This is a genomic window from Paraburkholderia fungorum (genome assembly GCF_046027605.1).
GTDB classification, from domain to species: Bacteria; Pseudomonadota; Gammaproteobacteria; order Burkholderiales; family Burkholderiaceae; genus Paraburkholderia; species Paraburkholderia fungorum_F.
This window is the reverse complement of record NZ_JAQQEF010000005.1, coordinates 339,351-365,926: the sequence shown is the minus strand read 5'-3', so window position 1 is coordinate 365,926 and position 26,576 is coordinate 339,351. Positions and strand designations below refer to the sequence as shown.

General features: G+C 61.9%; 22 protein-coding genes. 12 read left to right on the top strand and 10 right to left on the bottom strand.

Annotated elements, in window-relative coordinates; all coding sequences use genetic code 11:
• Positions 1-48 precede the first annotated feature (48 nt).
• From PQR53_RS12080 to PQR53_RS12065, 4 genes are all read right to left on the bottom strand, one after another.
• The gene (locus tag PQR53_RS12080; RefSeq protein WP_408453543.1) at positions 49-3,240 is read right to left on the bottom strand and encodes an efflux RND transporter permease subunit; all 3,192 of its coding nucleotides are present in this window, start codon (positions 3,238-3,240) and stop codon (positions 49-51) included.
• A 15-nt stretch (positions 3,241-3,255) separates the two neighbouring features.
• A complete protein-coding gene (locus PQR53_RS12075) occupies positions 3,256-4,461 on the bottom strand; it encodes an efflux RND transporter periplasmic adaptor subunit (protein ID WP_408453540.1) in 1,206 nt (401 codons plus the stop codon).
• 301 nt (positions 4,462-4,762) lie between these two features.
• Entirely contained in the window at positions 4,763-5,932 is a 1,170-nt protein-coding gene (locus tag PQR53_RS12070; RefSeq protein ID WP_408453537.1) for an ABC transporter substrate-binding protein, read from the bottom strand.
• A gap of 35 nt (positions 5,933-5,967) precedes the next feature.
• Positions 5,968-6,909 carry a CysB family HTH-type transcriptional regulator gene (locus PQR53_RS12065; RefSeq protein ID WP_408453534.1) on the bottom strand — a complete coding sequence of 314 codons (942 nt, stop codon included), beginning with the start codon at positions 6,907-6,909 and terminating at the stop codon, positions 5,968-5,970.
• A gap of 236 nt (positions 6,910-7,145) precedes the next feature.
• Here PQR53_RS12065 and PQR53_RS12060 point away from each other — a divergent pair, with 236 nt between their 5' ends.
• The 7 genes from PQR53_RS12060 (at position 7,146) to PQR53_RS12030 (ending at position 14,876) form a co-directional block, all read left to right on the top strand.
• The gene (locus PQR53_RS12060) at positions 7,146-8,825 is read left to right on the top strand and encodes a nitrite/sulfite reductase (protein ID WP_408453531.1); all 1,680 of its coding nucleotides are present in this window, start codon (positions 7,146-7,148) and stop codon (positions 8,823-8,825) included.
• 22 nt (positions 8,826-8,847) lie between these two features.
• The gene (locus PQR53_RS12055; RefSeq protein WP_408453528.1) at positions 8,848-9,387 is read left to right on the top strand and encodes a DUF934 domain-containing protein; all 540 of its coding nucleotides are present in this window, start codon (positions 8,848-8,850) and stop codon (positions 9,385-9,387) included.
• Complete coding sequence (locus tag PQR53_RS12050) at positions 9,384-10,130, top strand: phosphoadenylyl-sulfate reductase (protein ID WP_408453525.1); 747 nt, start codon at positions 9,384-9,386, stop codon at positions 10,128-10,130. Before PQR53_RS12055 ends, PQR53_RS12050 begins: the two co-directional genes overlap by 4 nt.
• A gap of 113 nt (positions 10,131-10,243) precedes the next feature.
• Positions 10,244-11,206 (top strand): sulfate adenylyltransferase subunit CysD, encoded by a 963-nt coding sequence (cysD, locus tag PQR53_RS12045; RefSeq protein WP_408337842.1) that lies wholly within the window; start codon positions 10,244-10,246, stop codon positions 11,204-11,206.
• 18 nt (positions 11,207-11,224) lie between these two features.
• Positions 11,225-12,538, top strand: a complete 1,314-nt coding sequence (locus tag PQR53_RS12040; protein WP_408453522.1) for a sulfate adenylyltransferase subunit 1 — start codon at positions 11,225-11,227, stop codon at positions 12,536-12,538.
• Between the two features lie 74 nt (positions 12,539-12,612).
• Positions 12,613-13,365, top strand: coding sequence for a uroporphyrinogen-III C-methyltransferase (gene cobA, locus PQR53_RS12035; protein WP_408453519.1), 753 nt, complete (start codon positions 12,613-12,615; stop codon positions 13,363-13,365).
• 1,058 nt (positions 13,366-14,423) lie between these two features.
• Complete coding sequence (locus PQR53_RS12030) at positions 14,424-14,876, top strand: hypothetical protein (protein WP_408453517.1); 453 nt, start codon at positions 14,424-14,426, stop codon at positions 14,874-14,876.
• A gap of 514 nt (positions 14,877-15,390) precedes the next feature.
• Here the strand turns inward: PQR53_RS12030 and PQR53_RS12025 are convergent.
• Genes PQR53_RS12025 through lptF form a run of 3 tightly spaced genes read right to left on the bottom strand, consistent with a single transcriptional unit; the run spans position 15,391 to position 18,020 of the window.
• Positions 15,391-15,759: a sirohydrochlorin chelatase gene (locus tag PQR53_RS12025; protein ID WP_408453514.1), complete on the bottom strand. Its 369-nt coding sequence runs from the start codon at positions 15,757-15,759 to the stop codon at positions 15,391-15,393.
• An 11-nt stretch (positions 15,760-15,770) separates the two neighbouring features.
• Positions 15,771-16,919, bottom strand: coding sequence for an LPS export ABC transporter permease LptG (gene lptG / locus PQR53_RS12020; RefSeq protein WP_408453511.1), 1,149 nt, complete (start codon positions 16,917-16,919; stop codon positions 15,771-15,773).
• A gap of 3 nt (positions 16,920-16,922) precedes the next feature.
• Positions 16,923-18,020: an LPS export ABC transporter permease LptF gene (gene lptF, locus PQR53_RS12015; protein ID WP_408453508.1), complete on the bottom strand. Its 1,098-nt coding sequence runs from the start codon at positions 18,018-18,020 to the stop codon at positions 16,923-16,925.
• 137 nt (positions 18,021-18,157) lie between these two features.
• Between lptF and PQR53_RS12010 the strand changes: the two genes are divergently transcribed.
• From PQR53_RS12010 to PQR53_RS12000, 3 genes are all read left to right on the top strand, one after another.
• The gene (locus PQR53_RS12010) at positions 18,158-19,684 is read left to right on the top strand and encodes a leucyl aminopeptidase (protein ID WP_408453505.1); all 1,527 of its coding nucleotides are present in this window, start codon (positions 18,158-18,160) and stop codon (positions 19,682-19,684) included.
• 52 nt (positions 19,685-19,736) lie between these two features.
• Positions 19,737-20,153 (top strand): DNA polymerase III subunit chi, encoded by a 417-nt coding sequence (locus PQR53_RS12005; protein WP_408453502.1) that lies wholly within the window; start codon positions 19,737-19,739, stop codon positions 20,151-20,153.
• 92 nt (positions 20,154-20,245) lie between these two features.
• Complete coding sequence (locus tag PQR53_RS12000; RefSeq protein ID WP_408453499.1) at positions 20,246-20,944, top strand: DUF2486 family protein; 699 nt, start codon at positions 20,246-20,248, stop codon at positions 20,942-20,944.
• A 127-nt stretch (positions 20,945-21,071) separates the two neighbouring features.
• Here the strand turns inward: PQR53_RS12000 and PQR53_RS11995 are convergent, their stop codons facing one another.
• Positions 21,072-21,413, bottom strand: a complete 342-nt coding sequence (locus PQR53_RS11995; RefSeq protein WP_323044687.1) for a c-type cytochrome — start codon at positions 21,411-21,413, stop codon at positions 21,072-21,074.
• A 202-nt stretch (positions 21,414-21,615) separates the two neighbouring features.
• Positions 21,616-23,289 (bottom strand): dihydroxy-acid dehydratase, encoded by a 1,674-nt coding sequence (gene ilvD, locus PQR53_RS11990; protein WP_408453496.1) that lies wholly within the window; start codon positions 23,287-23,289, stop codon positions 21,616-21,618.
• Positions 23,290-23,503: 214 nt separating this feature from the next.
• Here ilvD and PQR53_RS11985 point away from each other — a divergent pair, with 214 nt between their 5' ends.
• Positions 23,504-24,508 (top strand): LysR family transcriptional regulator, encoded by a 1,005-nt coding sequence (locus PQR53_RS11985; RefSeq protein ID WP_408453493.1) that lies wholly within the window; start codon positions 23,504-23,506, stop codon positions 24,506-24,508.
• Between the two features lie 154 nt (positions 24,509-24,662).
• The gene (lgt, locus tag PQR53_RS11980; protein WP_408453490.1) at positions 24,663-25,568 is read left to right on the top strand and encodes a prolipoprotein diacylglyceryl transferase; all 906 of its coding nucleotides are present in this window, start codon (positions 24,663-24,665) and stop codon (positions 25,566-25,568) included.
• Positions 25,569-25,756: 188 nt separating this feature from the next.
• Here lgt and PQR53_RS11975 read toward each other — a convergent pair whose 3' ends face one another.
• Positions 25,757-26,488 carry an SIMPL domain-containing protein gene (locus PQR53_RS11975; RefSeq protein WP_408453487.1) on the bottom strand — a complete coding sequence of 244 codons (732 nt, stop codon included), beginning with the start codon at positions 26,486-26,488 and terminating at the stop codon, positions 25,757-25,759.
• Between the last annotated feature and the right edge of the window lie 88 nt (positions 26,489-26,576).

The window sequence follows — 26,576 nt, the reverse complement described above, 5'->3', positions numbered from 1 at the left end:
AACTTCGCGCCGGGCGCGCGGAGTTGCTTTATTGCGGCACCTTGCACCTTAAGCTTTGCGTTTGAACTTCCGCCGCATCCAATCCCCCCAATCCTCCAGCACCGTATAAACCACCGGCACCACCACCAGCGTCAGAATCGACGACGTAATCACCCCGCCAATCACCGTCTGCCCGAGCGGCCCGCGCTGTTCGCCGCCTTCACCCAGCGCCGCGGCCAGCGGCAGCATGCCGAAGATCATCGCCAGCGTGGTCATCAGAATCGGCCGCAGACGCACGCGCGCCGCTTCGAGCAGTGCTTCACGCCGCTCCATCATGCGACCCTTGCCGGACGCATCCAGCAGGGTGCCGCGCCGGGCCTGATTCGCGAAGTCAATCAGCAAAATCGCGTTCTTCGTGACAAGACCCATCAGCATGACGAAGCCGATGATCGAAAACATGTTCAACGTACTGCCGAACAGCAGCAGCGCAATCAGCACGCCGATCAAGGTAAGCGGCAGCGACGCCATGATCGCAAGCGGCTGCGCGAAGCTGGCAAATTGCGACGCAAGAATCATGTAGATGAAAATCACCGCCAGCGCCAATGCCTCCACCGCGTACACGAACGACTCGTTCATGCTCTTGGTCGAGCCTTCGAAACGATAGTGATAGCCCGCGGGCAAGTGCATCGCGTCGAGCGCCTTCGCGACGTCCGCGGCCACTTCGCCGGGCGAGCGGCCATTCACGTTCGCCGACAACATCACCTCGCGCTGCAAATCGCGCCGGTTCAACACGTCGGGCCCGGTCGTCTTGACGATATCCGCGATCTGCCGCAACGGCACCAGCACCGGCGCGCCGTTTGCATCAGTGCGGTTGGTAGCGATCATCAGCTTCGCCAGATCGTCGACGTCCTGGCGCTGCGCGCGCGGCAGGCGCACGCTGACATCGTAGTCCTGGTCGTCGGGCGCGCGCCATGTGCTGATGGCGTCGCCGGAGAGCAGCGGCCGCAACGCGGTACCGATATCGGCCACGCCGACGCCGAGGTCGGATGCCAGTTCACGCTTCACGTTGATCGCGACAATCGGCTTATCCGCCTTGAGGCTCGAATCGAGGTCGACGAGGCCCGGAATCTTCGCCATCCGCGCTTGAGCCGCATCCGCAAGTCGACGTAGTTCGTCGATGTTGTCGCCTTGCAAGCTCAACTGGATCGCCTTCGTGCTGCCGGCGCCGTCGGGCACGCCGATTTCGGTGATCGACACGCCCGCCACCGAGGCGAGCCGGGCGCGAAACACCTGGTTCAATTCGACCATGCCGCGCGAGCGGTCGCGCCGGTCTTGCAGACGCACGGTGATTAGCGCGGTGTTTTTGCCTTGCGTGTTGCCCGAGTTGACCGTCGCGTAACTGAAGCGCACCTCGGGGTAGGTGGCGAGAATCGCCTGCACCTGTTTCACTTTTTCCGAGGTGGCTTCGAGCGAGGTGCCCACCGGCGTGTTCAAGCCGATCTGCGTTTCGGAGAAGTCCGCATTCGGCACGAACTCGGTGCCGACGAAGGGCACCAGAAACAGGCTGCCGAAGAACGTAGCCGCCGCCACGACCAGCGTGATCGCGCGATGCTTCAGCGACCAGCCGAGCAGGCGCTGATAGAACGTGGTGAGCCGGTCGATCTGTTTGTCGAACAGATGCAGCGAACGTTCGATGACGCGTCCATAGCGATAGCCTTTGCGGCCCGTGTCGGCGTCATGCAGATCGGGGTCGGGCCAGATCGACGACAGCATCGGATCGAGCGTGAACGATACGAACATCGAGATCAGCACGGCGGCGGCCACCGTGATGCCGAACTGGTGGAAAAAGCGTCCGATGATGCCGCCCATGAAGCCCACCGGCAGAAACACCGCGACGATCGAGAAAGTGGTCGCCAGCACGGCGAGCGCGATTTCCTTCGTGCCGTCGAGCGCCGCAGTGCGATGGTCGGCGCCCAACTGCACGTGCCGCACGATGTTCTCGCGCACCACGATCGCGTCGTCGATCAGCAAGCCGACGCACAGCGACAGCGCCATCAGCGTGATCACGTTGATCGTGAAGCCGCACGCGTACATCACCGCGAAGGTGCCGATCAGCGCAATCGGCAGCGTGAGGCCGGTGATCACCGTGCTGCGCCATGAGCCGAGGAACAGGAACACGATCAGCACCGTCAGCAGCGCGCCTTCGAGCAAGGTGCGTTTCACTTCGTTGACGCTGTCTTCAATGTTGATCGACGAATCGTCGGTAATGCTGAGTTGTACGCCGGGCGGCAGTTGCGGCTGCAAACGCGCCACTTCATCACGCACGCCGTGCGCGACATCCACGGTGTTCTCGCCCTGCGCCTTGATGATCGACAGGAACAGCGCACGCTGGCCGTTCAGCAAGGCCATGCTGTCCGGCTCCTGCTGGCCGTCCACCACGTCGGCGACCTGATCGAGCGTGACCGGCTGCGTGGCGGAAGAGGCGGTCGGAATCGCCGACTGTGCGCCGCGCCGCGCGACGATGATGCGTTTGAAGTCGTCGGGCTTTTCGAAGCGGCCTTTGACCTGCACGGTCTGCTCGACATTACTCGAGGTGAGCGGCCCAGCCGGGATCTCCTGATTTTCATTCTGCACCGCGCGGATCACCTGTTCGACGCCGACAGAAAGCGCTTGCAGCTTCTCCGGATTCACGTCGATCTGCACTTGCCGCTTCACGCCGCCCACCAGCGACACCGAGCCGACGCCACGCACGGTCTCAAGCCGCTTGCGCACGATCTGATCGGCGACGGTGGTGAGGTCGCGCGTGGATAGCGACGCACCCGGCGCATTCGAAATGGCCACCGTGATGATCGGCATATCCGCCGGGTCGTAGCGCAGTACGCGCGGGTCTTTCACGCCGTCGCGCAGATCGGGGCGGATCAGTGCAATCTTGTCGCGCACGTCCTGGGCGGCCTGCACTGCATCGACGGACAGATCGAACTGCACGATCACCACCGACTGCGCGTCATACGAACGCGAGGTAATTTCGTCGATGCCACTGATCGTGTTGACCGCTTCCTCGATCTTGCGCGTGACGTCCGACTCGACCGATTCCGGCGACGCGCCCGGATAAGCGGTCTGCACCACCACGATCGGGAAGGTGATGTCGGGGAACTGGTCGACCTTGAGCCGCTGATAGGAAAACAGACCGATGACGAGGAACGCCATCATCATCATCGTGGCGAGCACCGGGTTGCCGATGCTGATGCGGGTGAACCACATAGGCGAGGGCTCCGGTCAGCGTGCGCTGCTTGCGCTATTTGCGCGCGGCATGCTGGCCGCTTGCGGGGTGGCCTGCCCGGGTTGGACTGGCTGGCCCGGCTGCACCACATGCACGGTGCTGCCGATCCGCAATGAGCCGAGATTGTTCTTCACGATCTGCTGGCCGAGCGCCAATGGGCCGCCGACGATCTCGGTCCACGTGCCGCCGTCGGCGTCGCCGGTCGCGCCGGTCTGCACCGGCTGCTCGACCAGCTTGCCGTTCACCAATGCGTAGACGCTGTGGCGCGTGCCATCCGTGCGGATGGCGGTAGCCGGGACCACCAGCACGTTCTGCCGGCTACCCACCGAAATCGTCCCTGTGCCGAACATGCCAACGCGCAGCGTGCCCGACGGGTTGGCGACCTGCACATAGACCATGATCGAACGCGAGCCGGCTTGCGCAGCTGGGTTGATGCGCGTGATTGCGCCTTGCACCGGTGTGTCGATACCGTCGAAAGCGATCTGGATCGGCTGGCCGATGCGCACGCGGCCGATCTCGCCGACCGGCACCGGCGCTTCCAGTTCGAGTATGCGCAGATCGACCACGTCGAACAGTTTCGTATCGACGGCGACTTTCTCGCCGGGTTCGACCGAGCGTGAGGCGATCTGTCCATCGAGCGGCGAGCGCACGACCGTGTCGGCCAAAGACAGATTCGACGACGCCAGCGCCGCTTTCGCCGCATCGAGGTTCGCGCGGGCGATTTCATACTGGCTTTGCGCGGTGTCGAAGGCGTTTTTCGAAATGAAGCCTTTTTCGACCAGCACGCGGTTGTTATCGAGCGTCTGTTTAGCGATGTCAAGCTGGCCGGCCATGGCGGCCATCTGACCGCGTGTCTGTTCGGCGCGGGCCACGTAATCGCGGGCGTCGATCTTCGCGAGAATCTGTCCGGTCTTGACCGAATCGCCTTCGCGCACCATGACTTCGAGCGCCGAGCCGCCGACTTTCGATTTGACCGCGGCCTGCGTCACCGCGCGCAATGAACCGGTCAGCGGGAGTGTTTCGGAGAGTGTGCGGCGGCTGACCGTGGTGAGGTCGTCCGGCGCGAATTCGACGACGGAAGACACCGTGGCGGTGGAAGCAGCGGGCGCGCTGCGCTTCCTGATGGCCTGTGCTATCGCGATGGCGAGGATCACGATAACCACGGCGGCGGCGATGATGATGCGTTTTCTGGTTTTGAGCATGCGTGGTCTGACGGACTTCACGGGCGGGCGATGCGCGGCGGCGCCTTCGATTCGCAAGGGCGCCGCGCGCTCGCACGGAATCGGCAAATAGCCTGAGCCCGCGTTCACCGCAAGCTGGCCGTCAGCATGTTACACGGAGCTTGCACGCGGCGCGCCGCCCGATCGGTGCGAACGGGCGGCGGTCATGCGCGTTGATTCAAACGCGGCTGATTGGGAGGGGCGGCGCACCATACGCCATGCGCCATGCGCGCGGATCGCGCGGAGCGACCCCCGCCACGCGCCGGCCACGCGCCGGCCACGCTTACTGGCTCAAATAAACGAACTTGCCGTTCTTGATAGTGCCCATCACGCTGGCGCGCTGATCCAGACCGACGTGGTCCTTCGCGCTCGTATTGACCACACCGTTCGGCACGACCAGTTCATGCGCGTGTTCGAGCTCGTCGCGCAGCGCGGCGCGGAACGCCGGCGTGCCCGGCTGTGCCGTCTTCAACGCGCGCGCGACCGCATCCTGCAAACGCGGATACACACCCGCCGCATCGCCCGCGAATTGGGTCACGCTGCCCGGGCCGTACTTCGCTTCGTATTCGTTGGTGAACGCGAGCGCAGCCTTCTTCGCCGGATGATCGGCCGGCAACGTGCGCGCGACCACCACCGGCTGGGTCGGGAACAGCGTGCCTTCCACGTCCTTGCCGCCCAGCTTGATGAACTCGGGCGTGGCGATGCCGTGCGTCTGATAGATCGGGCCTTTGAAGCCGCGTTCGATCAGCGTGCGCTGCGGCAGCACGGTCGGCGTGCCGGCGCCGGCGATCAGGATCGCGTCCGGCCTGGCGGCCATCAGCTTGAGGATCTGGCCGGTGACGCTGGCGTCGGTGCGGTTATAGCGCTCCGTCGCCACCAACTGAATATGACGCAGAGCCGCGAACTTGCTGAATTCGTTGAGCCAGCTTTCGCCGTAACCGTCCGCGAAACCGATGAAGCCCACGGTCTTCACGTTGTGGTTCGACATGTAGCGCGTCATCACGTCGGCCATCGCACTGTCGGTCTGCGCCATCTTGTAGGCCCACACCTTCTTGCCTTCCTGCGGTTCCACTACGCTGGCCGAGCCGATCAGCGTGATCATCGGCGTCTGGCTTTCGGCGACGGGATCGAGCGCGGCCATTGCCGCCGGCGTGATATTCGGGCCGACGATCACGTCGACGTGGTCTTCGTTGATCAGCTTGCGAATGTTGCGAACTGCCGCGCCCGGGTCGGAGGCGTCGTCGAGGAAGATGTAGTCGGCTTTCTGGCCGGCAATCGTGGCCGGCCACATCAGCATCGCATTCTTGCTGGTGATGCCGATCACGGCCGCGGGGCCGGTGCTGGACAGATCGATACCGACCTTGATGTCGGCGTGGGCTGCGGTGGCGAGCAGGAGCGCGCCAAAACCAAAAGCGGCGGTGAGTCCGCTGATCTTTTTCTTATACGACGTCATCGAGGGGTCTCCGTAGCGGGAAAGCGGGGGTGATGTCAAAGTTCGTAGGTTTCGTGTTCGCCTTTGAGCGCCTGTTCGATCAGCTTGCGGTTCATGCTCGGCGACAACAGTTCGACGAGCGTATACACATAGCTGCGCAGATAAGCGCCCTGTTTGAGCGCGACCCGCGTCACATTGCTGCCGAACAGGTGGCCGACCGGCATGGCGCGCAGATGCCGGTCACGCTCGGCATTGAACGCGATATCCGCCATGATGCCGACGCCCAGACCCAGTTCCACATAGGTCTTGATCACGTCGGCGTCGATCGCCTCCAGCACGATGTCCGGATGCAAACCGCGCAGGCGGAACGCCTCGTTGATCTTGGTGCGGCCGGCGAAGGCGTTGTCGTACGTGATCAGCGGATACTGGGTCAGATCATCCAACGACAAAAGTTTGCGGTCGAGCAGCGGATGATCCGGCTGCATCACGGCGACGTGGTGCCACTGGAAGCAGGGCAGCGAGACCAGTTCCTTATAGCTGGCGATCGCCTCGGTGGCGATCGCCAGATCGGCCTGGTCGTGAATCACCATTTCGGCGACCTGGGTCGGGTTGCCTTGCAGGATCGAAAGGTGAACTTTCGGGAAACGTTTCTTGAATTCGGCAATTGCGGCCGGAAGTGAGTAGCGTGCCTGGGTGTGGGTGGCGGCGATCACGAGATTGCCCTGATCCTGCGCCGCGTAATCTTTACCGACCCGTTTGAGGCTCTCCACTTCCTGCAGAATCTTTTCGACCGACTGCAGAATGATGCGCCCCGGCTCGGTGAGCGAGCGCACGCGCTTGCCGTGCCGGGTGAAGATCTCGACGCCCAACTCATCTTCCAGCTCGATGATCGCCTTGGAGACGCCCGGCTGGCTGGTAAACAGCGCTTTGGCCGCTTCGGTCAGATTGAAATTCTGCCGCACAGCCTCGCGGACGAAGCGGAATTGGTGCAGGTTCATATATAACCTCTCCGCATATCAAAAGAATTTTTTAGTCGTTTGAAATATAAGGCGAGTTTATTACGATCTGTCCATCTTTTTCAATATGGATATCTGTATTTGTCATAAGCAAATGAGCGATGGGTCTAAACGTTCATGGGCCGGTGGTGACAAACAGAGGTATTCAAGGCGCGGCGGAACCGGGTGGCCGGCCCCCGGACCGTCGTGTATCACTGCAAAAAAATTGGGGTCCCCGAATGTACCAATACGATCAGTACGACCAGACCATCGTCGATGAACGGGTCGCGCAGTACGCCGATCAGGTTCGCCGCCGCTTGTCGGACGAATTGAGCGAAGAGGAGTTTCGTCCGTTGCGTCTGCAGAACGGCCTGTACCTGCAGCGCCACGCGTACATGCACCGCATCGCGATTCCTTACGGCAACCTGCGCAGCGACCAGATGCGCGTGCTGGCCCAGATCGCGCGCGAACACGACCGCGGCTACGGCCACTTCTCGACGCGCTCGAACATCCAGTACAACTGGATCAAGCTGGAAGAAACGCCGGAAATCCTTCGCAAGCTCGCCGCGGTGCAGATGCACGGCATCCAGACGTCGGGCAACTGTATCCGCAACATCACGGCCGACCAGTTCGCCGGCGTGGCGCCGGACGAAGTGGTCGATCCGCGCCCCTGGGCAGAAATCCTGCGTCAATGGTCGACGTTCCACCCGGAATTCGCATGGCTGCCGCGTAAGTTCAAGATCGCCGTGTCGGGTTCGAAAGAAGACCGCGCAGCCGTGCAGATTCACGACATGGGCGTGTATCTGAAGAAGAACGAGCAGGGCGAACTGGTGGCCGACATCCTGGCCGGCGGCGGTATGGGCCGTACGCCGATCATCGGCGCGATCATCCGCCGCGATTTGCCATGGCAACATCTGCTGACTTACTGCGAAGCCGTGCTGCGCGTGTACAACCGCTACGGCCGCCGCGACAACATGTACAAGGCGCGGATCAAGATTCTCGTGAAGGCGTTGAGCCCGGAGAAATTTTCGGCGCAGGTGGAAGAAGAATGGCAACACCTGAAAGACGGTCCTTCGACGCTCACGCAGGCCGAAGTGGATCGCGTGTCGCAATACTTCCAGCCGCCCGTGTATGAGAAGCTGGCCGACACGGATGCATCGTTTGAAAAGCATTTGCTGGAAAACCGCGCGTTTGCGCGCTGGGTCGAACGTAATGTGCGTCCGCACAAGGTGACGGGCTATTCGTCGGTCACGCTGTCGCTGAAGCCGACCACCATCGCCCCGGGCGATGCCACCGACGCTCAGATGGAAGCGGTCGCCGATTGGGCCGACGAGTACTCCCTCGGCGAAATCCGTGTGTCGCATGAACAGAACCTGATTCTCGCGAACGTGAAGAAGCGCGATCTGTTCGCGCTGTGGGAAAAGGCCAAGGCGCAAGGTTTTGCGACGCCGAACATTGGCTTGCTGACCGACATCATCGCGTGCCCGGGTGGCGATTTCTGCTCGCTCGCGAATGCGAAGTCGATTCCGATCGCGCTGGCGATCCAGGAACGCTTCAACGACCTCGACTACGTGTACGACCTCGGCGACGTGTCGCTGAACATCTCGGGCTGTATCAATGCTTGCGGTCACCATCACGTCGGCAACATCGGCATTCTGGGCGTCGATAAGGACGGCTCGGAGTGGTATCAGGTGACGCTCGGCGGCGAGCAGGGTACGGGCGCCACCGGCGCGCATCTGGGCCGCGTGATCGGCCCATCGTTCTCGGCGGAAGAAATGCCGGACGTGATGAGCAAGGTGATCGATACGTTCGTGGAAAACCGCCACGAAGGCGAGCGCTTCATCGAAACGTACAACCGCATCGGCATCACCCCGTTCAAGGAACGTGTGTACGCCTCGCGTCAACCGGCTCACGCGTAACCGCGAAAAGGATACTGAACAGATGGCTTCTATCATCAAGAATCGCGCGATCGTCAACGATGACTGGACGGTGGTGCGCGCCGCTGAAGACGGCACGCTGCCCGCGGTCAATGAACTGCCGGCCGGCAAGGTGCTGGTGCCGCTCGCGCTGTGGCAGGCTTCCCGCGATGCATTGATCGCATCGCGCGGCGCCGCTGAGATCGGCGTGTGGCTCGCGGCGGATAGCGAACCGGCGGATATCGTCGCCGACTTCGACACGATCGCGCTGATCGGCGTGGACTTCCCGGTGTTCCGCGACGGCCGTGGCTATAGCATCGGCCGCCTGTTGCGCGAGCGTTATGGCTACAAGGGTGAACTGCGCGCGATCGGCGACGTGCTGCGCGATCAACTGACGTTCATGTTCCGTTGCGGCTTCGATGCTTACGCATTGCGTTCGGACAAAGATTTCGACGACGCCCTGAAAGCGTTCGACGAATTCAGCTTCAACTATCAGGGCGCCGTGAACTCGTCGCCGCTGTTCCGTCGCCGCGAAGCGGGCGAACTGGCGAAGGCGTCAGCATGAGCGAAGTTCAAACGCTCACACCGGCACTCGCTGCGAAGATCGAGCGTCTTGATGCGCTGCTCGATTCGATCGCGGCGCGTCACGCGAACGTGAAGCTCGCCAGCAGCCTCGCAGCGGAAGACATGCTGCTCACGCACGCGATTCTGTCGCGCGGCGTGAAGATCGGCATCTTCTCGCTGAACACGGGCCGTCTGCATGCTGAAACACTTGGCATGCTCGATCGGGTGAAAGAGCGCTATGGTTACGATATCGAGCAGTTTCATCCGCAAGCTGCGGCAGTCGAGGAATATGTCGGCTCGCATGGCCTGAACGCGTTTTATGAAAGCGTCGATCTGCGCAAACGCTGCTGCGAAATCCGTAAGGTCGAGCCGTTGAACCGCGCACTGTCGGATGTCAGCGCGTGGGTGACGGGCCAACGCCGCGAGCAGTCGGTGACGCGTGCCGAGCTGCACGAGGAAGAACACGACGGCGCGCGCAACATCGCCAAGTTCAATCCCCTGACGGACTGGACCGAAGCCGAAGTGTGGGATTATCTGAAGACGTTCGACGTGCCGGTCAATCCGCTGCATGCGCGCGGTTACCCGAGCATCGGCTGCGAGCCTTGTACGCGCGCGATCCGTCCCGGTGAAGACAGCCGGGCAGGGCGCTGGTGGTGGGAGTCGCGCGATACGAAGGAATGCGGGCTGCATATCACGACGATTACGCCGATCCCTGTCAGCAGCAGCGAAAACGCTTCGGCATAAAGCACTTTGGCAGTTCAGCCCTTGGTTTTTGGGCTTGAACGCCGCACATACCGATTTGAATACTTCTGCTTGGAGCGAACCGCTCGTCAAGCGAACCCATGAAGGACCCAAACATGAGCACCACGCTCGATTCCACTATCAACGCACCGCTGACCAATACGGCAAACCGGATGGATCACCTCGATTGGCTCGAAGCCGAGTCGATTCATATCCTGCGCGAACTGGTCGCGGAATGCAGCAAGCCCGCCCTGCTGTTTTCGGGCGGCAAGGATTCGGTCGTGGTACTGCACCTTGCGCTGAAGGCTTTCGGTATTGGCGCGAATCGCAAGACCGTGCTGCCGTTCCCGCTCGTGCATATCGACACCGGCCACAACTACGAGGAAGTGATCGACTTTCGCGACCGTCGCGCGAAAGAGATCGGTGCTGAACTGGTGGTGGGTCACGTCGAAGATTCGATCAAGCGCGGCACCGTGCGTCTGCGGCGCGAACTGGATTCGCGCAATGCCGCGCAAGCCGTGACACTGCTCGAAACGATTGCTGAACATGAGTACACCGCGCTGATTGGCGGCGCGCGCCGCGATGAAGAAAAGGCCCGTGCAAAAGAACGGATCTTCTCGTTCCGCGACGAGTTCGGCCAATGGGATCCGAAGGCACAGCGCCCGGAACTGTGGAGCCTGTACAACGCGCGTTTGCATAACGGCGAACATCTGCGCGTGTTTCCGATTTCGAACTGGACCGAACTCGACGTGTGGCAATACATCGCTCGCGAACAGCTCGAATTGCCGTCGATCTACTACGCGCATCAACGCGAGATCGTGCGCCGCAACGGCCTGCTCGTGCCGGTCACGCCACTCACGCCGATGCGTGAAGGCGAGACCAGCGAAACCGCGCTCGTGCGGTTTCGTACCGTGGGCGACATTAGCTGCACGTGCCCGGTGGAAAGTGATGCGGATGATCTCGAGAAGATCATCGCTGAAACGGCCGTGACCGAAATCACGGAACGCGGCGCGACGCGGATGGACGATCAGGTGTCCGAGGCCGCGATGGAACAGCGTAAGAAGCAGGGTTATTTCTAAGCACACGGGGTAATGCAAATGAATTTTCATCAACCAGAAGACCTCGGCGTGCTGCGTTTCATCACTGCGGGCAGCGTCGACGACGGCAAGAGCACGTTGATTGGCCGCCTGCTGTACGACAGCAAGGCGGTGTTGAGCGATCAGCTCTCGGCCCTGTCGCGCGCGAAGAATAAGCGGACCGTTGGCGACGAAATCGATTTGTCGCTGCTGACGGACGGCCTCGAAGCCGAACGCGAACAAGGCATTACGATCGATGTTGCGTATCGCTACTTCGCGACGGCCAAGCGAAAGTTCATCATCGCCGACACGCCGGGTCACGAGCAGTACACGCGCAACATGGTGACGGGCGCATCGACCGCGCACGCAGCGATCATTCTGGTCGACGCTACGCGTGTGACGTTCGTCGACGGCGTGGCGCAATTGCTGCCGCAAACCAAGCGTCACAGCGCGCTTGTGAAGCTGCTCGGCTTGCAGCACGCAATCGTCGCGATCAACAAGATGGATCTGGTCGACTACAGCGAAACGCGCTTCAACGAGATTCGCGATGCGTATGTCGAACTCGCGCGCCACCTGGGTCTGAACGATGTGCGCTTCGTGCCGGTGTCGGCGCTGAAGGGCGACAACATCGTGACGGCCAGCGAAAGCATGCCGTGGTACGCGGGCGAGCCGCTGCTCGATTTGCTCGAAGCGTTGCCGGTCGAGATTCCGACGGGCCAGGCGCTGCGTTTCCCGGTGCAATGGGTGGCGCGCCAGGACGGCAGCCAGGCCGACGATTTCCGTGGCTACATGGGCCGTGTCGAGGCGGGTGAAGTTAAGGTTGGCGATACGATCGTCGTGTTGCCGGCGAACCGTGAAGCCACGGTGGCCGAGATCATCGCGCCGGTGGTGGGCGGCACGGCGGCGGTGGATCGCGCGTTCGCGGGTCAGACGGTGACGATTCGTCTGGCGGAAGACGTCGACGTGTCGCGCGGCGATACTTTCGTGCTGCGTGAGGAAGCGCCGGAGCCGGCCAAGAAGCTGGAGGCCGACCTGTGCTGGTTCGACGACACGCCGCTGTCGACGCAACGCAAGTATCTGTTGAAGCAGACCACCAACACGGTGTTCGCGCGGATCGGCGCGATCAAGGAAGTGCTCGACGTGCATACGCTGTCGCAGGCAACCGATCGCAAGGAACTGGCGATGAACGACATCGGCCGCGTGGCGTTGACGTTGCAGAAGCCGCTGGTGTGCGATGTGTATGACTCGCATCAGGGCACGGGTGCATTTGTGCTGATCGATGAGGCGACGCATCACACGGTCGCGGCTGGGATGATTCGGGCGTTTTCTGCTTGAGTCGGTGACTGGGTGATTGACGCGCGTCGGCGGCTTTGGGTTTTGCACGAACCGGATGAATGGGATTGAGGCAAATGGGTAAGGTGTATCTGATCGGTGCAGGGCCTGGGGCGGCGGATCTCATCACGGTGCGCGGCGCGCGGCTGCTCGGCACGGCGGATGTGGTGCTGCACGATGCGTTGGTCGAGCCTGCCATGCTCGACTATGCGCCTTCGCACGCGCGGCGGATTGCTGTGGGTAAGCGCTGTGGGCAGCTTTCTACCGCGCAGCAGTTTATCAACAAGCAGATTGTGGATGCGGCGTTGGAGCACGAGGTGGTAGTGCGGCTGAAGGGCGGCGATCCGATGCTGTTCGGGCGTGCTGATGAGGAGATGCGGGCGCTGGAGGCTGCCGGGATTGAGTATGAGGTGGTGCCGGGGATTACGGCTGCGCTGGCTAGTGCGGCTTCGTTAAAGCGGTCGTTGACGCTGCGCGGCGTGTCTCGGAGTGTTGCGCTGGCTACTTTTAGTCGTGCTCCGGGGTCTGAGGAAATTCGCGAGCAGGTTAATGCGGATTCCTTGGTGTTTTATATGGGCCGCGATAGTGGGGTTGAGATTGCTCAGCAACTGATCGATGCCGGGAAGAGTGTTTCTACGCCAGTGGCGATTGTTGAGGCTTGTAGTACGGAACGTGAGCGGATGCTCACTCTCACGCTTGAGGCGCTCGCTGCTGGCGAGGCGCAGAGATGGGTTGATGCTTCGCAGCCTAGTCTTTTGATGATTGGGGAGGCTTTTGCTGCCCGGCAGGTGGGGCGCTCCGCGGGGGAGGTTTTGGTGGCTGCCGCCTGATGGTTTTTTTCTTGCGTGGCGCTTGTCTGTTTGCCTGCGGCATTGGACTTTATTGAATTGGTTGCCTGCTCGCGCTTGGTTGTCTGTCTGCCTACGGCGTTGGGATTTTCTTGAGCTGGTTGCCTGCGCAGCGTTTTTGGGTTGTACGTCTGCGGCGTTGGCCTTTCCTTGATTTGATATTGGTGTATTAGCGCCGCCCCTGTGCGGCGGGCACTTACTGTCTGTTTGCCTACGGCGTTGGGCTTTTCTTGAACTGTTTGCCTACGCAGCGCTTTTGGGTTGTACGCCTGCGGCGTTGGCCTTTCCTTGATTTGATATTGGTGTATTAGCGTCGCCCCTGTGCGGGGCGGGCACTTACTTCTCTTTGCCGCCGCAAAGAGAAGTAAGCAAGAGAAAGCGGCTCACACCGCCAATTCTTAAGCGGGTCCCCCGCACAGCGACGGTAGTGGTGCATCTGGAATCTGTGCCCTCGCACATTCAACGCCAGTGACCAGGCAGTCATACTTCCCGCCTCGCACTGCGTGCTCGCCGGAAGGGTTCATCAAGCACCCACGGTTTCCTTCGCGTGATGGGGATCAGTGGCTTCGCCCCGGACTCGTTGCAGTCATCTCCTTCTCTTCGCAATGCCGTCTTACTTCCGGCGGCGCCGCGCGCGCCGTCTCAGTGGTCGACCTTTTTTCTTCGTTTCTTTGCTGAAGTTTCTTTGGCGCTGTAGTCCTGTATTCGGAGGGTTGCTTGGGAAATTTCGGAAATGCTGGCGACACGCCCACTTTAGCCTGGGCAGGCGATCACTCTCGAAACGATACGTTTTAAACTCAATTCGCCGTCAAAACAACGACGGTCAGGCTTGGCAGCCTGCCACCACGCGCGTACTCCTGCCCCCCGGCAGGAAGTGCGTCTGTTTCAGCGCGTCCTCTTGCTATGGGCGGGCCGTGATAGGGAGACCTTCGGGTCTGCTGGTTGCAGTGGTGCCAGTCTGCCAACCGTATCATTGAGCCCGCTCACCACAGCGCAAGTCGTGTGTCGGGCGATCGAATAAGTTTCAGGGAGATCGCGCCATGAGTAAATCCGTCAAGAGTTCACGAACCCCGTCGCGCCCACCTGTTGAGGCACTTCAGTACGAAAAACTTGCTCTATCTGCTTTCGGACTTGTTGACCGGCATCTAAGCCAACTGGACAAGCTGGTCACGCTGGCGGCTTCGATATTCAGGAGTCCGGCGGTGACGCGAGAGGAGAGACAGCGCCAGCGGAAATTGCTGGAAGTGCTGATCGACACCGGCGAGGACTACCAGCGAGAAGTCGAGATTGACCGCGAGTTATACCAGGTCATCGCGCTCGATGCGAAGGGCGTGCCTCAAAGCTGCATCACAGCACGTCACGCAGCAAACCTTCTGTCGAAGGCCAGGCGGACTGCACCAGAGAGCCGCAAAGGCATCCGCGCGATCGGGGCAATGCGTAGCAGGCAAGGACGCTTTAAAACGATCACGCGCCCTATTGCGACAGCGCATTAACATAGACTCGGCGCGCCGGGCGGCATCCAACCGATAGAGAGTGCGCTTCGGCGCGCGGCGCCGCCGGCGGGGGGCGGGGGGGGAGAACCCTTCCGGCGAGCACGCAGTGCGAGGCGGGAAGTATGAGTGCTTTGTCACTCGCGTCGAATGTGCGAGAGCACAGATTCCAGATGCACCACTACCGTGACTGTGCGGGGGACCCGCTTAAGAATTAGCGGTGTGAGCCGCTTTCTTTTGCCTACTTTTCTTTGCGGCAGGCAAAGAAAAGTAGGTGCCCGCCCCGCACAGGGGCGACGCTAATAAACCAATAACAAATCAAGGAAAGGCCACCGCCGCAGGCGTACAACCCAAAAGCGCTGCGTAGGCAACCATCTCAAGAAAAGCTCAACGCCGTAGGCAAACACACTGTAAGAGCGGCCCCGCACAGGGGCAACGCTATAGACCAACAAGAAATCAAGGAAAGGCCAACGCCGTATGCACACAGAAACAACAAGCGCTGCGCGGGCAAAAAACCTCAACTCTGCCGGAGGCAATACTGTGCAACAGCATCGAGCACAACCTCATCCTCACCAACAGCAACAGCACACCTAATCTCGACACCAGAATACAACCCGCGACAGCGTTCAATCACCTCCGGCAGATCCTTCCTGACATGCCCACCCTGCCCAAAAAAAACCGGCACAACAGTCACAACAGAACACCCGTCGGAGACAAGCTCCCCTACAGCCGCAGGCAAATCCGGCTCCATCAACTCAAGAAACGCCAGCAAAACCGGCTCAGCCCCGCGCGCAGCGCGAACCTTATCGGCGAGCCTCTCAAACGGCTCGCGCCACCGCTCATCCCTCGCGCCATGCGCAAACAACACCATCCCATGCGTAGCCATGCCCACGGCTCCTAATGCCGATCAACCCACTTCAACCCAACCAGCCCCAGCACAAGATAGACCAACCCAGGCGTAGCCGCAGTCAACGGCGCAGGCCACGTATTCAACGTGCCGATATGCGAGAACAGCGTATTGAACAGCTGGAAACTCATCCCCAGCATAATCCCGCCGAAAACCTTCACACCCACCACGCCGGCGCGCGTATGCAAATACGCAAACGGCAACGACAACACCAGCATCACAAACACCGCAAACGGATACAGCAACTTGCGCCACAGCGCAATTTCATACCGCTGCGTATCCTGATGATTCTCGGTCAAATGCTGGATGTAGCGGAACAGATTGAACATCGACATCCGGTCCGGTGACACAAGCAGCACCGACAAGATCTGCGGCGTCAGTTCCGAGCGCAGCGAATATTCAGGCAACGCCACCTGCTTCGCGCGATACACCGGATCCAGAGCATCGGCCGGCGTGCCTGGAGGAGGGGGCACGTCGATCAGTTGCGTGTCCGTCACGCCAGTCAGCTGCCAGTGGCCCGGCGGCTGGTACTTGCCGCTTTGAGCGATCCGCACGTTCGAGAGCCGGAACTTCGAATCGAATTCGTAAATCCGCACGTTGCTGATCGTCGCGTCCGGCTTCAATTCACCGACGTTCACGAAACGCGTAACCTGCTCGCCGTCCGCGCGCTCGGTGAGCGTGTCCTTTACCCACACGCCCGACTCGAAATTGCTCGATACCGACGACCCCAGCGCTTCGAGCCGCACGCGTTCCGACAACTGATCCGTGTACGGGCCGATCACTTCGCCGATGATATAAGTCAGAATCACCAGCGGAATGCCGATCTTCATCAGCGAGCGCAGCGCCTGATTCGTGGCGAGGCCGGATACGCGGAAAATCGTGTACTCGGAGTTCGCCGCCATCTGCGCGAACACGTAGATCGCGCTGATCAACGCGGCGACCGGAATGATTTCGTAAAAGCGCGACGGCGTTTGCAAGGCAACCCGCAGCACCGCGTACTGGAACTTGTAGTTGCCGTGGCCGACGGAGTTCAGTTCGTTGATCAGATCGAAGAAGAAGAACAGACCCGAAAACGCGAACAGAATAAAGATGAACGTGAGGTAGATCTGACGCGCAAAGTACCTTTCATAGATGCGCATCGGTCAGGCCCCCTGCGAACGGCTGAACATCGCCCGCGTGAACAGCGGCCGGTTGCGCACGCGCAGCCAGAAGATGAACGCGACAATCACCGCCACAATGATATGCAGGCCCACCAGCCCAACCCCAAACGACATCTTGCCTTGCTCGATCCACGACTGCACCACGTTCAACAAATTCGAATACGTCAGGTAGATCAGAACCGCCATCACCAGATTGATCGTGCGGCTGCGTCGCGGATTCTGATGCGCGAGCGGAATCGCCAGCAGCATCAGGTTGATCGCAATCAGCGGCAGCCCCGCGCGCCACGCGAATTCGGCGAGGTTGTCGTCAGTCGGGTTGCGCAGGAGCGTGAGCGTGGGCAAGCCGGTGGTCGTCGGCGTATTGATGACCGGCTGACTCTGGATCTTCACGCCATAGCGTTCGAATTCCATGATGCGGAAGTCGGGGTGCCCCGGTTCGCCGTCATAGCGGCGGCCGTTTTCCAGTACGACGAAGCGGTCGCCGTTTTTGCGCGTTTCAGTGTGGCCGGTTTTCGACACGACCACGTTGACCTTGCCGTTTTCCGTGCTGGTCACGAACACGTTCTCGACGCGCGCCTGATCGGGCGACATCTTCTCGATGAAGAACACGCGGTGGCTAGTGGCCGATTCACGGAATTGACCCGGCGCGAGCAGGGAGACTTCGTCGCGCTGCTGGAAACGCGCGCGGATCAGCTTGCTCTGCTGATTCGACCAGGGCCAGCCGACGAACACGAAAAACATGATGAGAATGATGATCGGCGTGGCGAAAATACCGATCGGTTTGATGAAGCGGGTCAAACTGACACCCGAGGCGAGCCAGACGACCATCTCGGAGTCTTTGTACCAGCGGGTCAGGACGAACAGAATCGACACGAACAGGGTCGCGACGAGCATGATGGCGAGGTAGCCGATCACGGTCAGGCCGATCAGGACCAGCACGTCGCGCGGATCGATCTCGCCCGAAGCGGCGAAGCCGACGATGCGGATCATCATCGTCGTCAGCACGAGCGTGAGCAGAACCATGAACACGGCACCAGCCGTATACGCGAGTTCGCGCTGGAGGGAGCGTTCGAAGATCATTGTTGATGATGAGAGGGGGCGCTCTCAGTGGCGCGCGGAATGTTTCCCGTCACGCCTCCGGTGCAGCCGCCGCAGGAAAAATAGCGGATAATTGCGGCTTTCATCCTAAGCCCAGACTTTATCCGAGGACAAGCGCGATGGACTTTAGCATAAAAGCCTGTGATTGGACCAAAGGCTCGTCAAACGGTTTCCTGACCGGGAAATCCGATTGCATCGTAATCGGCGTGTTCGAGTCGCAAACCCTCGCGGGCGCCGCGCTGGAGATCGACGCGGCCACCAAGGGCCTGCTGACCCGTGTCATCAAGGCCGGCGACATGGACGGCAAGGCGGGCACCACGCTGTTTCTGCACGAAGTCTCAGGCATCGGCGCTTCGCGCGTGCTGCTGGTCGGCCTCGGCAAGCAGGATGCTTTCAATCAGAAAGCCTATGGTGAAGCCGTTCGAGCTGCGTGGCGCGCACTGCTGGGCACGAAGATCGTCCAGGTCACCTTCACGCTCGCCCAGTTGCCGATTCTCGAGCGCTCGGCCGATTGGGGCGTGCGCGCCGCGATCCTCGCACTGCGCGAACTGACCTACAAGTTCACGCAAATGAAGAGCAAGCCGGACAACTCGGCGCGCGCGTTGAAGCGCATCGTCTTCAGCGTCGACACCGGCGACGAGAAAGCCATCAAGCTCGCGGCCAAGCAGGGCGCCGCGCTCGCCAACGGCATGGACCTGACGCGCGATCTCGGCAACCTGCCGAGCAACGTCTGCACGCCGACTTACCTCGCGAACACCGCGAAGAAGCTCGCCAAAGACTGGAAGCTGAAGGTCGAAGTGCTCGGCGAAAAGCAGTGCGAAGCGCTGAAGATGGGCTCGTTCCTGTCGGTCACGGCCGGCTCGGTCGAACCGGCTCAGTTCATCGTACTGCAGTACCACGGCGGCGCCGCGAAAGCCGCGCCGGTGGTGCTGGTCGGCAAGGGCGTGACGTTCGACACCGGCGGCATTTCGCTCAAGCCGGGCGAAGGCATGGACGAGATGAAGTACGACATGTGCGGCGCCGGTTCGGTGCTGGGCACGTTGCGCGCCGTCGCCGAAATGGGCCTGAAGATCAACGTGGTCGGCATTATCCCGGCGGTTGAGAACATGCCGTCGGCTACCGCTACCAAGCCGGGGGACATCGTCACCAGCATGAAGGGCCTGACGATCGAGGTGCTGAACACGGACGCCGAAGGCCGCCTGATCCTGTGCGACGCGCTGACTTACGCCGAGCGCTTCAAGCCGGCAGCGGTGATCGACATCGCCACGCTCACGGGCGCCTGCATCATCGCGCTGGGTCATCACAATAGCGGTCTGTTCTCGAAAGACGACGCGCTCGCGGGCGAATTGCTCGACGCGTCGCGTGAGGCATCCGACCCCGCCTGGCGCCTGCCGCTCGACGACGAGTATCAGGATCAACTCAAGTCGAACTTTGCGGACCTCGCCAACATCGGCGGTCGTCCGGCGGGCAGCGTGACCGCGGCGTGCTTCCTGTCGCGCTTCACTGAAGCGTATCCGTGGGCGCACCTGGACATTGCCGGCACCGCATGGAAGAGCGGCGCGGCGAAGGGCGCCACCGGCCGCCCGGTGCCGTTGCTTACGCAGTTCCTGATCGACCGGGCCGCGGACGGTCGCGCTGCACAATGACGCATTGCAGTAAGGTTGCGGCCGCAGCGGTAGACGGAAAGCGGAGCCGCCGATGACGAGAATCGATTTTCACTCGAACGTCGGCGATTCCCTGCTGTATGCGTGCCGCCTCATTCGCAAGGCGTATCTGGCCGGCCAGCCGACCATCGTGCTGGCCGAGCCCGAGCGCCTGCGGGCTTTCGACGAACAGTTGTGGACGTTCTCACCGCTCGACTTCGTGCCGCACTGCATGGCGGGCACGCCGCTCGCCGCGCAAACGCCGATCGTGCTGGCTTCGACCCTCGATGATGTGCCGCACCATCAGGTTTTGCTCAATCTCGGCGCCACAGTGCCGGCGCAATTTGCGCGCTTCGAAAGATTGCTGGAAGTGGTCGGTAACGCACACGAGGAACTCGCGGCGGGCCGCGAACGCTATCGTTTCTATCGCGATCGCGGCTATGCTTTGAACAACTACAAGCAAGGCAGCTAGGTCCCATTCCGCCCGCGCCGCGCGGTGTTTTGTCGTATGGATTCGAGCGAGCGCGGCCTGCTTCAGCATGGACTCAAACACGGAGAGTGCACGTGTCCGATCCTAACGATAGTTCGATTCCGGTTCTGCACGAGATTCTCGTACCGGGCAATCCCGCCCAGGCGCGCACTGCGTCGAGCGACGCGGCGGCGTCGGCTACGCAGCCGGTGTCGGACCCCGAGGCCGGGGAAATGCCGGTCTTCGCGCCGGAACCCAGCCACGAGCCTGAGCCGGTGCTTGCGCCGGAATCTCCGCACGTGCGGGAGGAGCCGACGCTTGCGCCGGAACCCGCGCATGTGTCAGGGCAGGCGCATCCGGCGGACGCCGCGCATCCGAGAAAACGCTCGCGGGCACACCACGGCGCCGACCATCGGCATGACCATGAGCGGGTGTTGCATCAGCCGGCCGTGGTGCCGTCCGCAGGCGTCTTCGATCGGGCCGAGCCGCATGCGCCGATCGAAGCAGGCGCGATCGTGCCGCCGGATATCGCTCACGAAGCGTCCGCACAGTCGCAGTCGAATCTCGATGCGGATGTCATCGCCGAACGTCTGCGTGGACGGTTCGCGGGTTTTCTGACAGGCGAGGGGCGCGGCATCATCGAGGCACGTTGCCGCGATGCGTTGCAGGATCACACGTCATGGCTAGTCAACCAGATCACGCGCGAAGTGGCGTTGGCTCTGGAGACTGAGTTGACAGGCTGGGTCAGGGAAGCCGTCGATCAGGAGCTTGCGCGGCGCTCGGGCAGCGTTTGATCGTGACCAGAGAGCGCGCCTTCAGCCGGGCGCGCTCACCGCGCTCAACAAAGCGCGTTCGTGTGAGTGTTTCATTTGAGCGGTCCTCTTTTGTGGCCCTCTTCTGAGATTTCTTATTTGAGCGTTCTCATTTCAGCGTCAGCACCCAGTTCGCCAGCGTAGCCGCCTGATCGGGCGTGAGCTGCGTATTCGCGGGCATCGGCACCGGGCCCCACACGCCCGTGCTGCCATCCAGAATCTTGTGCTTCAGATAGGCGGCGGCATCTTCGCGGCCGGCATACTTCGCGGCGACGTCACGCAGCGCCGGTCCCATGAAGGGACGCGTTACCGAGTGGCAGCTCATGCAGTTCTGCTGCTGGGCAAGCGCCAGGCCCGTGGGGGCCTGGGCGTGCGCCGCCGGACTGCCGACGCTTAACATAGCGCTTAGCACACCCGCCGCTGCAAGCGCTGCATACGACATTGATTTCATTCTGGTCTCCGTCGGTGCAAGTGCCCGACTCGTGGTGGACGCATTATAAAAGGAAAGGGGCGCACGGTTTCCCGTGCGCCCCTTCGCGCTTTTACGTAGCTTTACGCGGCCTAGGTAGCGTAGATAGCTTATGCAGCCTCGAGCGGCACTTCAGATCCGCCCCGTTGACGCAGGCGAATCAAAAGGCGTGCTCGATGCCCGTTCAACCCGACACCGCCCCCTTGTTGGCAGGCAGCGCCAACGCGGAATACTTCGCCAGCACACCACGCGTGTAACGCGGCTTCGGCGCCTGCCATGCAGCGCGGCGGCGTTCGATTTCGGCGTCGTCCACATTCAGTTGCAACAGCAGCTTGTGCGCGTCGATGGTGATCGAATCGCCTTCCTGCACGAACGCGATCGTGCCGCCCACGAACGCTTCCGGCGCGACGTGACCCACCACCATGCCCCACGTGCCGCCCGAGAAGCGGCCGTCGGTAATCAGGCCGACGCTTTCGCCGAGCCCCTTGCCGATGATCGCCGAGGTGGGCGCGAGCATTTCCGGCATGCCGGGGCCGCCTTTCGGCCCGAGGTAACGCAGCACGACCACGTCGCCGGCCTTGACCTTGTCGGCGAGGATCGCTTCCAGCGCGCTTTGTTCGTCGTCGAACACCCGGGCCGGGCCGGTAATGACCGGGTTCTTCAGGCCAGTGATCTTGGCCACCGCGCCGTCGACGGCCAGGTTGCCCTTCAGGATCGCGAGGTGGCCTTCCTTGTACAGCGCCTGTTCGATCGGGAAAATCACCTGCTGATCAGCGCGCGGCTTGCTCGGCACGTCCTTCAGTTCTTCGGCGATCGTCTTGCCGGTGATCGTGATGCAATCGCCGTGCAGCAGACCCGCGTCCAGCAGGATCTTCATGACTTGCGGAATGCCGCCTGCCTTATGCAGATCGGTCGCCACGAACTGGCCCGAGGGCTTCAGGTTGCAGATCACCGGCACTTTCTTGCGCATGCGCTCGAAGTCTTCGATGGCCCATTCCACTTCAGCCGCGTGCGCGATGGCGAGGAAGTGCAGCACGGCGTTGGTCGAACCGCCGGTTGCCATGATCACGGCCACGGCGTTTTCGATCGACTTCTTCGTCACGATGTCGCGCGGCTTCAGGTCTTTCTTGACCGCTTCGACCAGCACGCGTGCCGATTCGGCGGCCGAGTCGACCTTTTCCTGATCCGGATTGGCCATTGTCGACGAGTACATCAGCGACATGCCCAGTGCCTCGAACGACGAGCTCATCGTGTTGGCGGTGTACATGCCGCCGCACGAACCCGTGGACGGGCACGCGTTCTTTTCGACCCCTTCGAAATCTTCCTGCGACATCCGGCCTGCCGTGAATTCGCCCACTGCTTCGAACGACGACACGATGGTCAGGTCGGTGCCCTTCCAGTTGCCCGGGCGGATCGTGCCGCCGTACACGTAGATGCTCGGCACGTTGGTGCGCAGGATGCCGATCATGCCGCCCGGCATGTTCTTGTCGCAACCGCCGATCACGACCACGCCGTCCATCCACTGGCCTTGCACGCACGTCTCGACGCAGTCGGCGATGACTTCGCGCGACACCAGCGAGTACTTCATGCCTTCGGTGCCCATCGACATGCCGTCCGAAATCGTCGGCGTGCCGAAGATCTGCGGATTCGCGTCGGCGCCCTTGACCGCGGCGACCGCTGCGTCGGCCAGACGCTGCAAGCCGGCGTTGCACGGCGTGATGGTCGAGTGGCCGTTGGCGATACCGATCATCGGCTTGTCGAAGTCCTCCTTCTGATAGCCGAGTGCGTAGTACATCGAGCGGTTCGGTGAACGCGCCACGCCTTGCGTGATGTTCTTCGAGCGACGGTTGTATGCCATGGGGAACTCCAATCTGTTTTGTTTTGGCCGTGCAGCGTGTTCGGGGGCTCAGTGCTGCCGCAGAGGCGGGAGCCGCGCTGCCAATGCGTCGCCGGCGGCTTCGGCCGGCGCGTCAGTCCAGTTTAGTTCCGACGCGTCGCGCAAGGATGCAGTTTTGCGAAACGTGTGTCCAATATATTATTCAGCGTGGATTAGGTCGTAAAATGTATTAGCCATGCTGCCTGCCATTCCTGATTTGCGCCAATTGCGCTATTTCGTGACCGTTGCCGAAGAAAAGCACTTCGGCCGCGCGGCCGCGCGCCTTTCCATGACGCAGCCGCCGTTGTCGCAGGCGATTCGGGGGCTGGAGGAGACGCTTGGCGTCGCGTTGTTCGCGCGGACCAAGCGCTCGGTGGAACTCACTTCGGTGGGGGCTGATCTGCTGCCCGAAGTGCGGCGCCTGCTGGCGAGCGCCGAGGGACTGAAGCCGCTGGCGCAGAGCCTCGCTCGCGGCGAGGCGGGCGTGCTGTCGCTGGCCTTCGTCTCGACGGCCGATTACGGCCTGCTGCCGCTGCTGCTGCGCGATTTCGGCGCGAGCCATCCGCGAGTGCGCCTCGAATTGACCGAAGCCACCAGCGACGTGCAGATCGACGAACTGGTGGCCGGGCGCATCGACGCGGGCCTCGTCATTGCGCCGCTGCCGTCGCGCCACGCCACGCAGCTGTCATGGCTGCCGATCGCGCGTGAGCCGCTGGTGATCGCGATGTCGTCGGAGATGGCGGCGCGTTTGGGAGGCGCAGGCGGGTCTGACACCGGAACCCACGCAAAAGCCACCGCCGGGCGGCACAACAACTCGCAAGCCGAGTGGCTCGATACGCCGATCAGCCTGCGCGACGTCGCCGACGAGCCGCTCGTGATCTTCCCAAGACGGTTGGCGCCAGGCTTTTATGACATCATTATGGATTGCTACGGCGTGGCGGGGCTGGCGCCCCGCATCGGCCAGGAGGCGATCCAGATGCAGACGATCGTAAGCCTCGTGTCGGCCGGAATGGGTGTCGCACTGGTGCCGCAATCGCTGCGTAACCTGCGCCGCACCGGTGTCGTCTATCGGCCGCTCTGCGAATCGGTGCCGACGATCGAGACGGGGCTGGTCTGGCGCACGGCGGAGGTGAGCCCGGTGTTGGCCGGCTTCATCGAGATCGTGCGAGCGCATGCGGCCGGCGCCGGGGCCGGGGCGTAGTATGCGGCGCCTCATAGTTAGGTTCGGCGCGGGACGCGAACGCATTGCAAGCCGAACCGTCCAACGCATGCGCCGCACGGTGCGCAAACCGCTGGCTGCTACCCGAAATCCATTAGAAATCCGCTTCTGAACCTGAACTGCCCATAACAACACGATGCTCATTCATCCGAATTTCGACCCCGTTGCCATTCATCTGGGGCCGCTCGCAGTGCGCTGGTATGGACTGATGTACCTCGTTGCGTTCATCGCGGCGATCGTCGTCGGCCGGCTGCGGCTGCGTTTGCCGTACGTTGCGGCGCAAGGCTGGACCGCGAAGGATATCGACGACATGCTGTTCTACGGTGTGCTCGGTACGATTCTCGGCGGCCGGCTCGGCTATGTGCTGTTCTACAAGGCGAGTTTTTATTTCGCTCACCCGCTCGACATCTTCAAGGTGTGGGAGGGCGGCATGTCGTTTCACGGCGGTTTCCTCGGCGTGACGCTGGCGATGGTGCTGTTCGCGTATCAGCGCAAACGCTCGTGGCTGCAGGTCACCGATTTCGTCGCGCCAATGGTGCCGACCGGGCTCGCGGCAGGGCGCCTCGGCAACTTCATCAACGGCGAGTTGTGGGGCCGAGTGACCGACCCGTCGGCGCCGTGGGCGATGCTGTTTCCTGGCGCCGCGCCGGACGACGCCGCGTGGCTCACCACGCATCCTCAACTGGCCGCGCAGTGGCATTTGAACGAGGTGTTCGCGCAATATCACATGCTGCCGCGTCATCCGTCGGAGTTGTATGAGATCGCGCTCGAAGGCGTCGCGCTGTTCTTCGTGCTGTTCTTCTTTTCGCGCAAGCCGAAGCCGATGGGCGCGATTTCCGCGATCTTCCTGATCGGCTACGGCCTCGCACGCTTCACGGTGGAATTCGCGCGTGAGCCGGACGATTTCCTTGGCTTGCTTGCAATGGGCCTCTCGATGGGCCAATGGCTCTCGCTGCCGATGATCCTTGCGGGCATCGGGATGCTGGTGTGGTCCTATCGCCGTGCGCGGCGCGAGCCGACGCAAGCGATCGGCGCGAACTGAGCGCTGCGGCTTATCGTACGGGTAAGCTTCCGGATGTCGACGCGCCGCGAAGCCGGCGCGGTCGGTTAGCGCGAGCTGCCCGTTACGTTTTATCGTAGTGTGCAGCCCATGTAAAAAGCCACGGCATGCCGTGGCTTTTTTGTTTGACCTTGATTGCTTCAACGCAAGCACATGTAGCGTAGCACGCGTTACTTCATCTGCACCGAGCCCGACACGTTGACCGTCACGGTCGACGTACCGCCTTCGAGCGGTACCGGCGCGGATGCCTTCGCGTCGGCGCCCATGGCACGGGCACTCATCATCATCATCGGACGCGGCATGACGCCGTTGTGCCCAACGTTCACTTCGCGAATCGAATAGCCGCTATAGCCGAACGCTTGCGCCGACGAAGCGGCCTGCTCACGGAAGGACTTGATGGCTTCACCGGTGAGCTTCTGCTCAGCAGCACGCTGCGTTTCAGGCGACAGCGAGAATTGCACATTGCCGACCTGCATGATCGATGCCATCTGGCCCGCGAGTTTCGACGCCGCGGCGAAGTCGTGTGATTCGAGCACGACTTCCGTGCGGCCGCGCCAGGCCGAAATGCGGCCGTCACGATCGGTGGACGGGTAGATCGAGAAGGAACCGGTGCGGGCCGTCACACCGTTCACACTCCTGGCTTTTTGCAGCGCTGCATCGGCGCGTTGATTCAGCGTGGAGGTCAGCGCGGACGGATCGCTTGCTTCCTGTTCGTAGAACAGCGTGATGTCGACGACGTCTTGCGGCACTTCCGCGCTCGCCTGTGCATTCAGCGACAGTACGCCCGCGGGCTGATACTGCGTCACGCTCTGCGCGTGGGCCGTGGCCGGCGCGAGTGTGAGCGCGGCAGGGGCGGCGCATGCGAGCGCGAGCGCGAGTGCACGTGCGGGGTTTTTCGTCATTCCTGGACTCCTTGCTTGAACAGTGGTGCACGATTGAAGCGAACGCCGCGCGATGGCACGACGTTTGCGAGTCCGTTAGGCGCTTGTA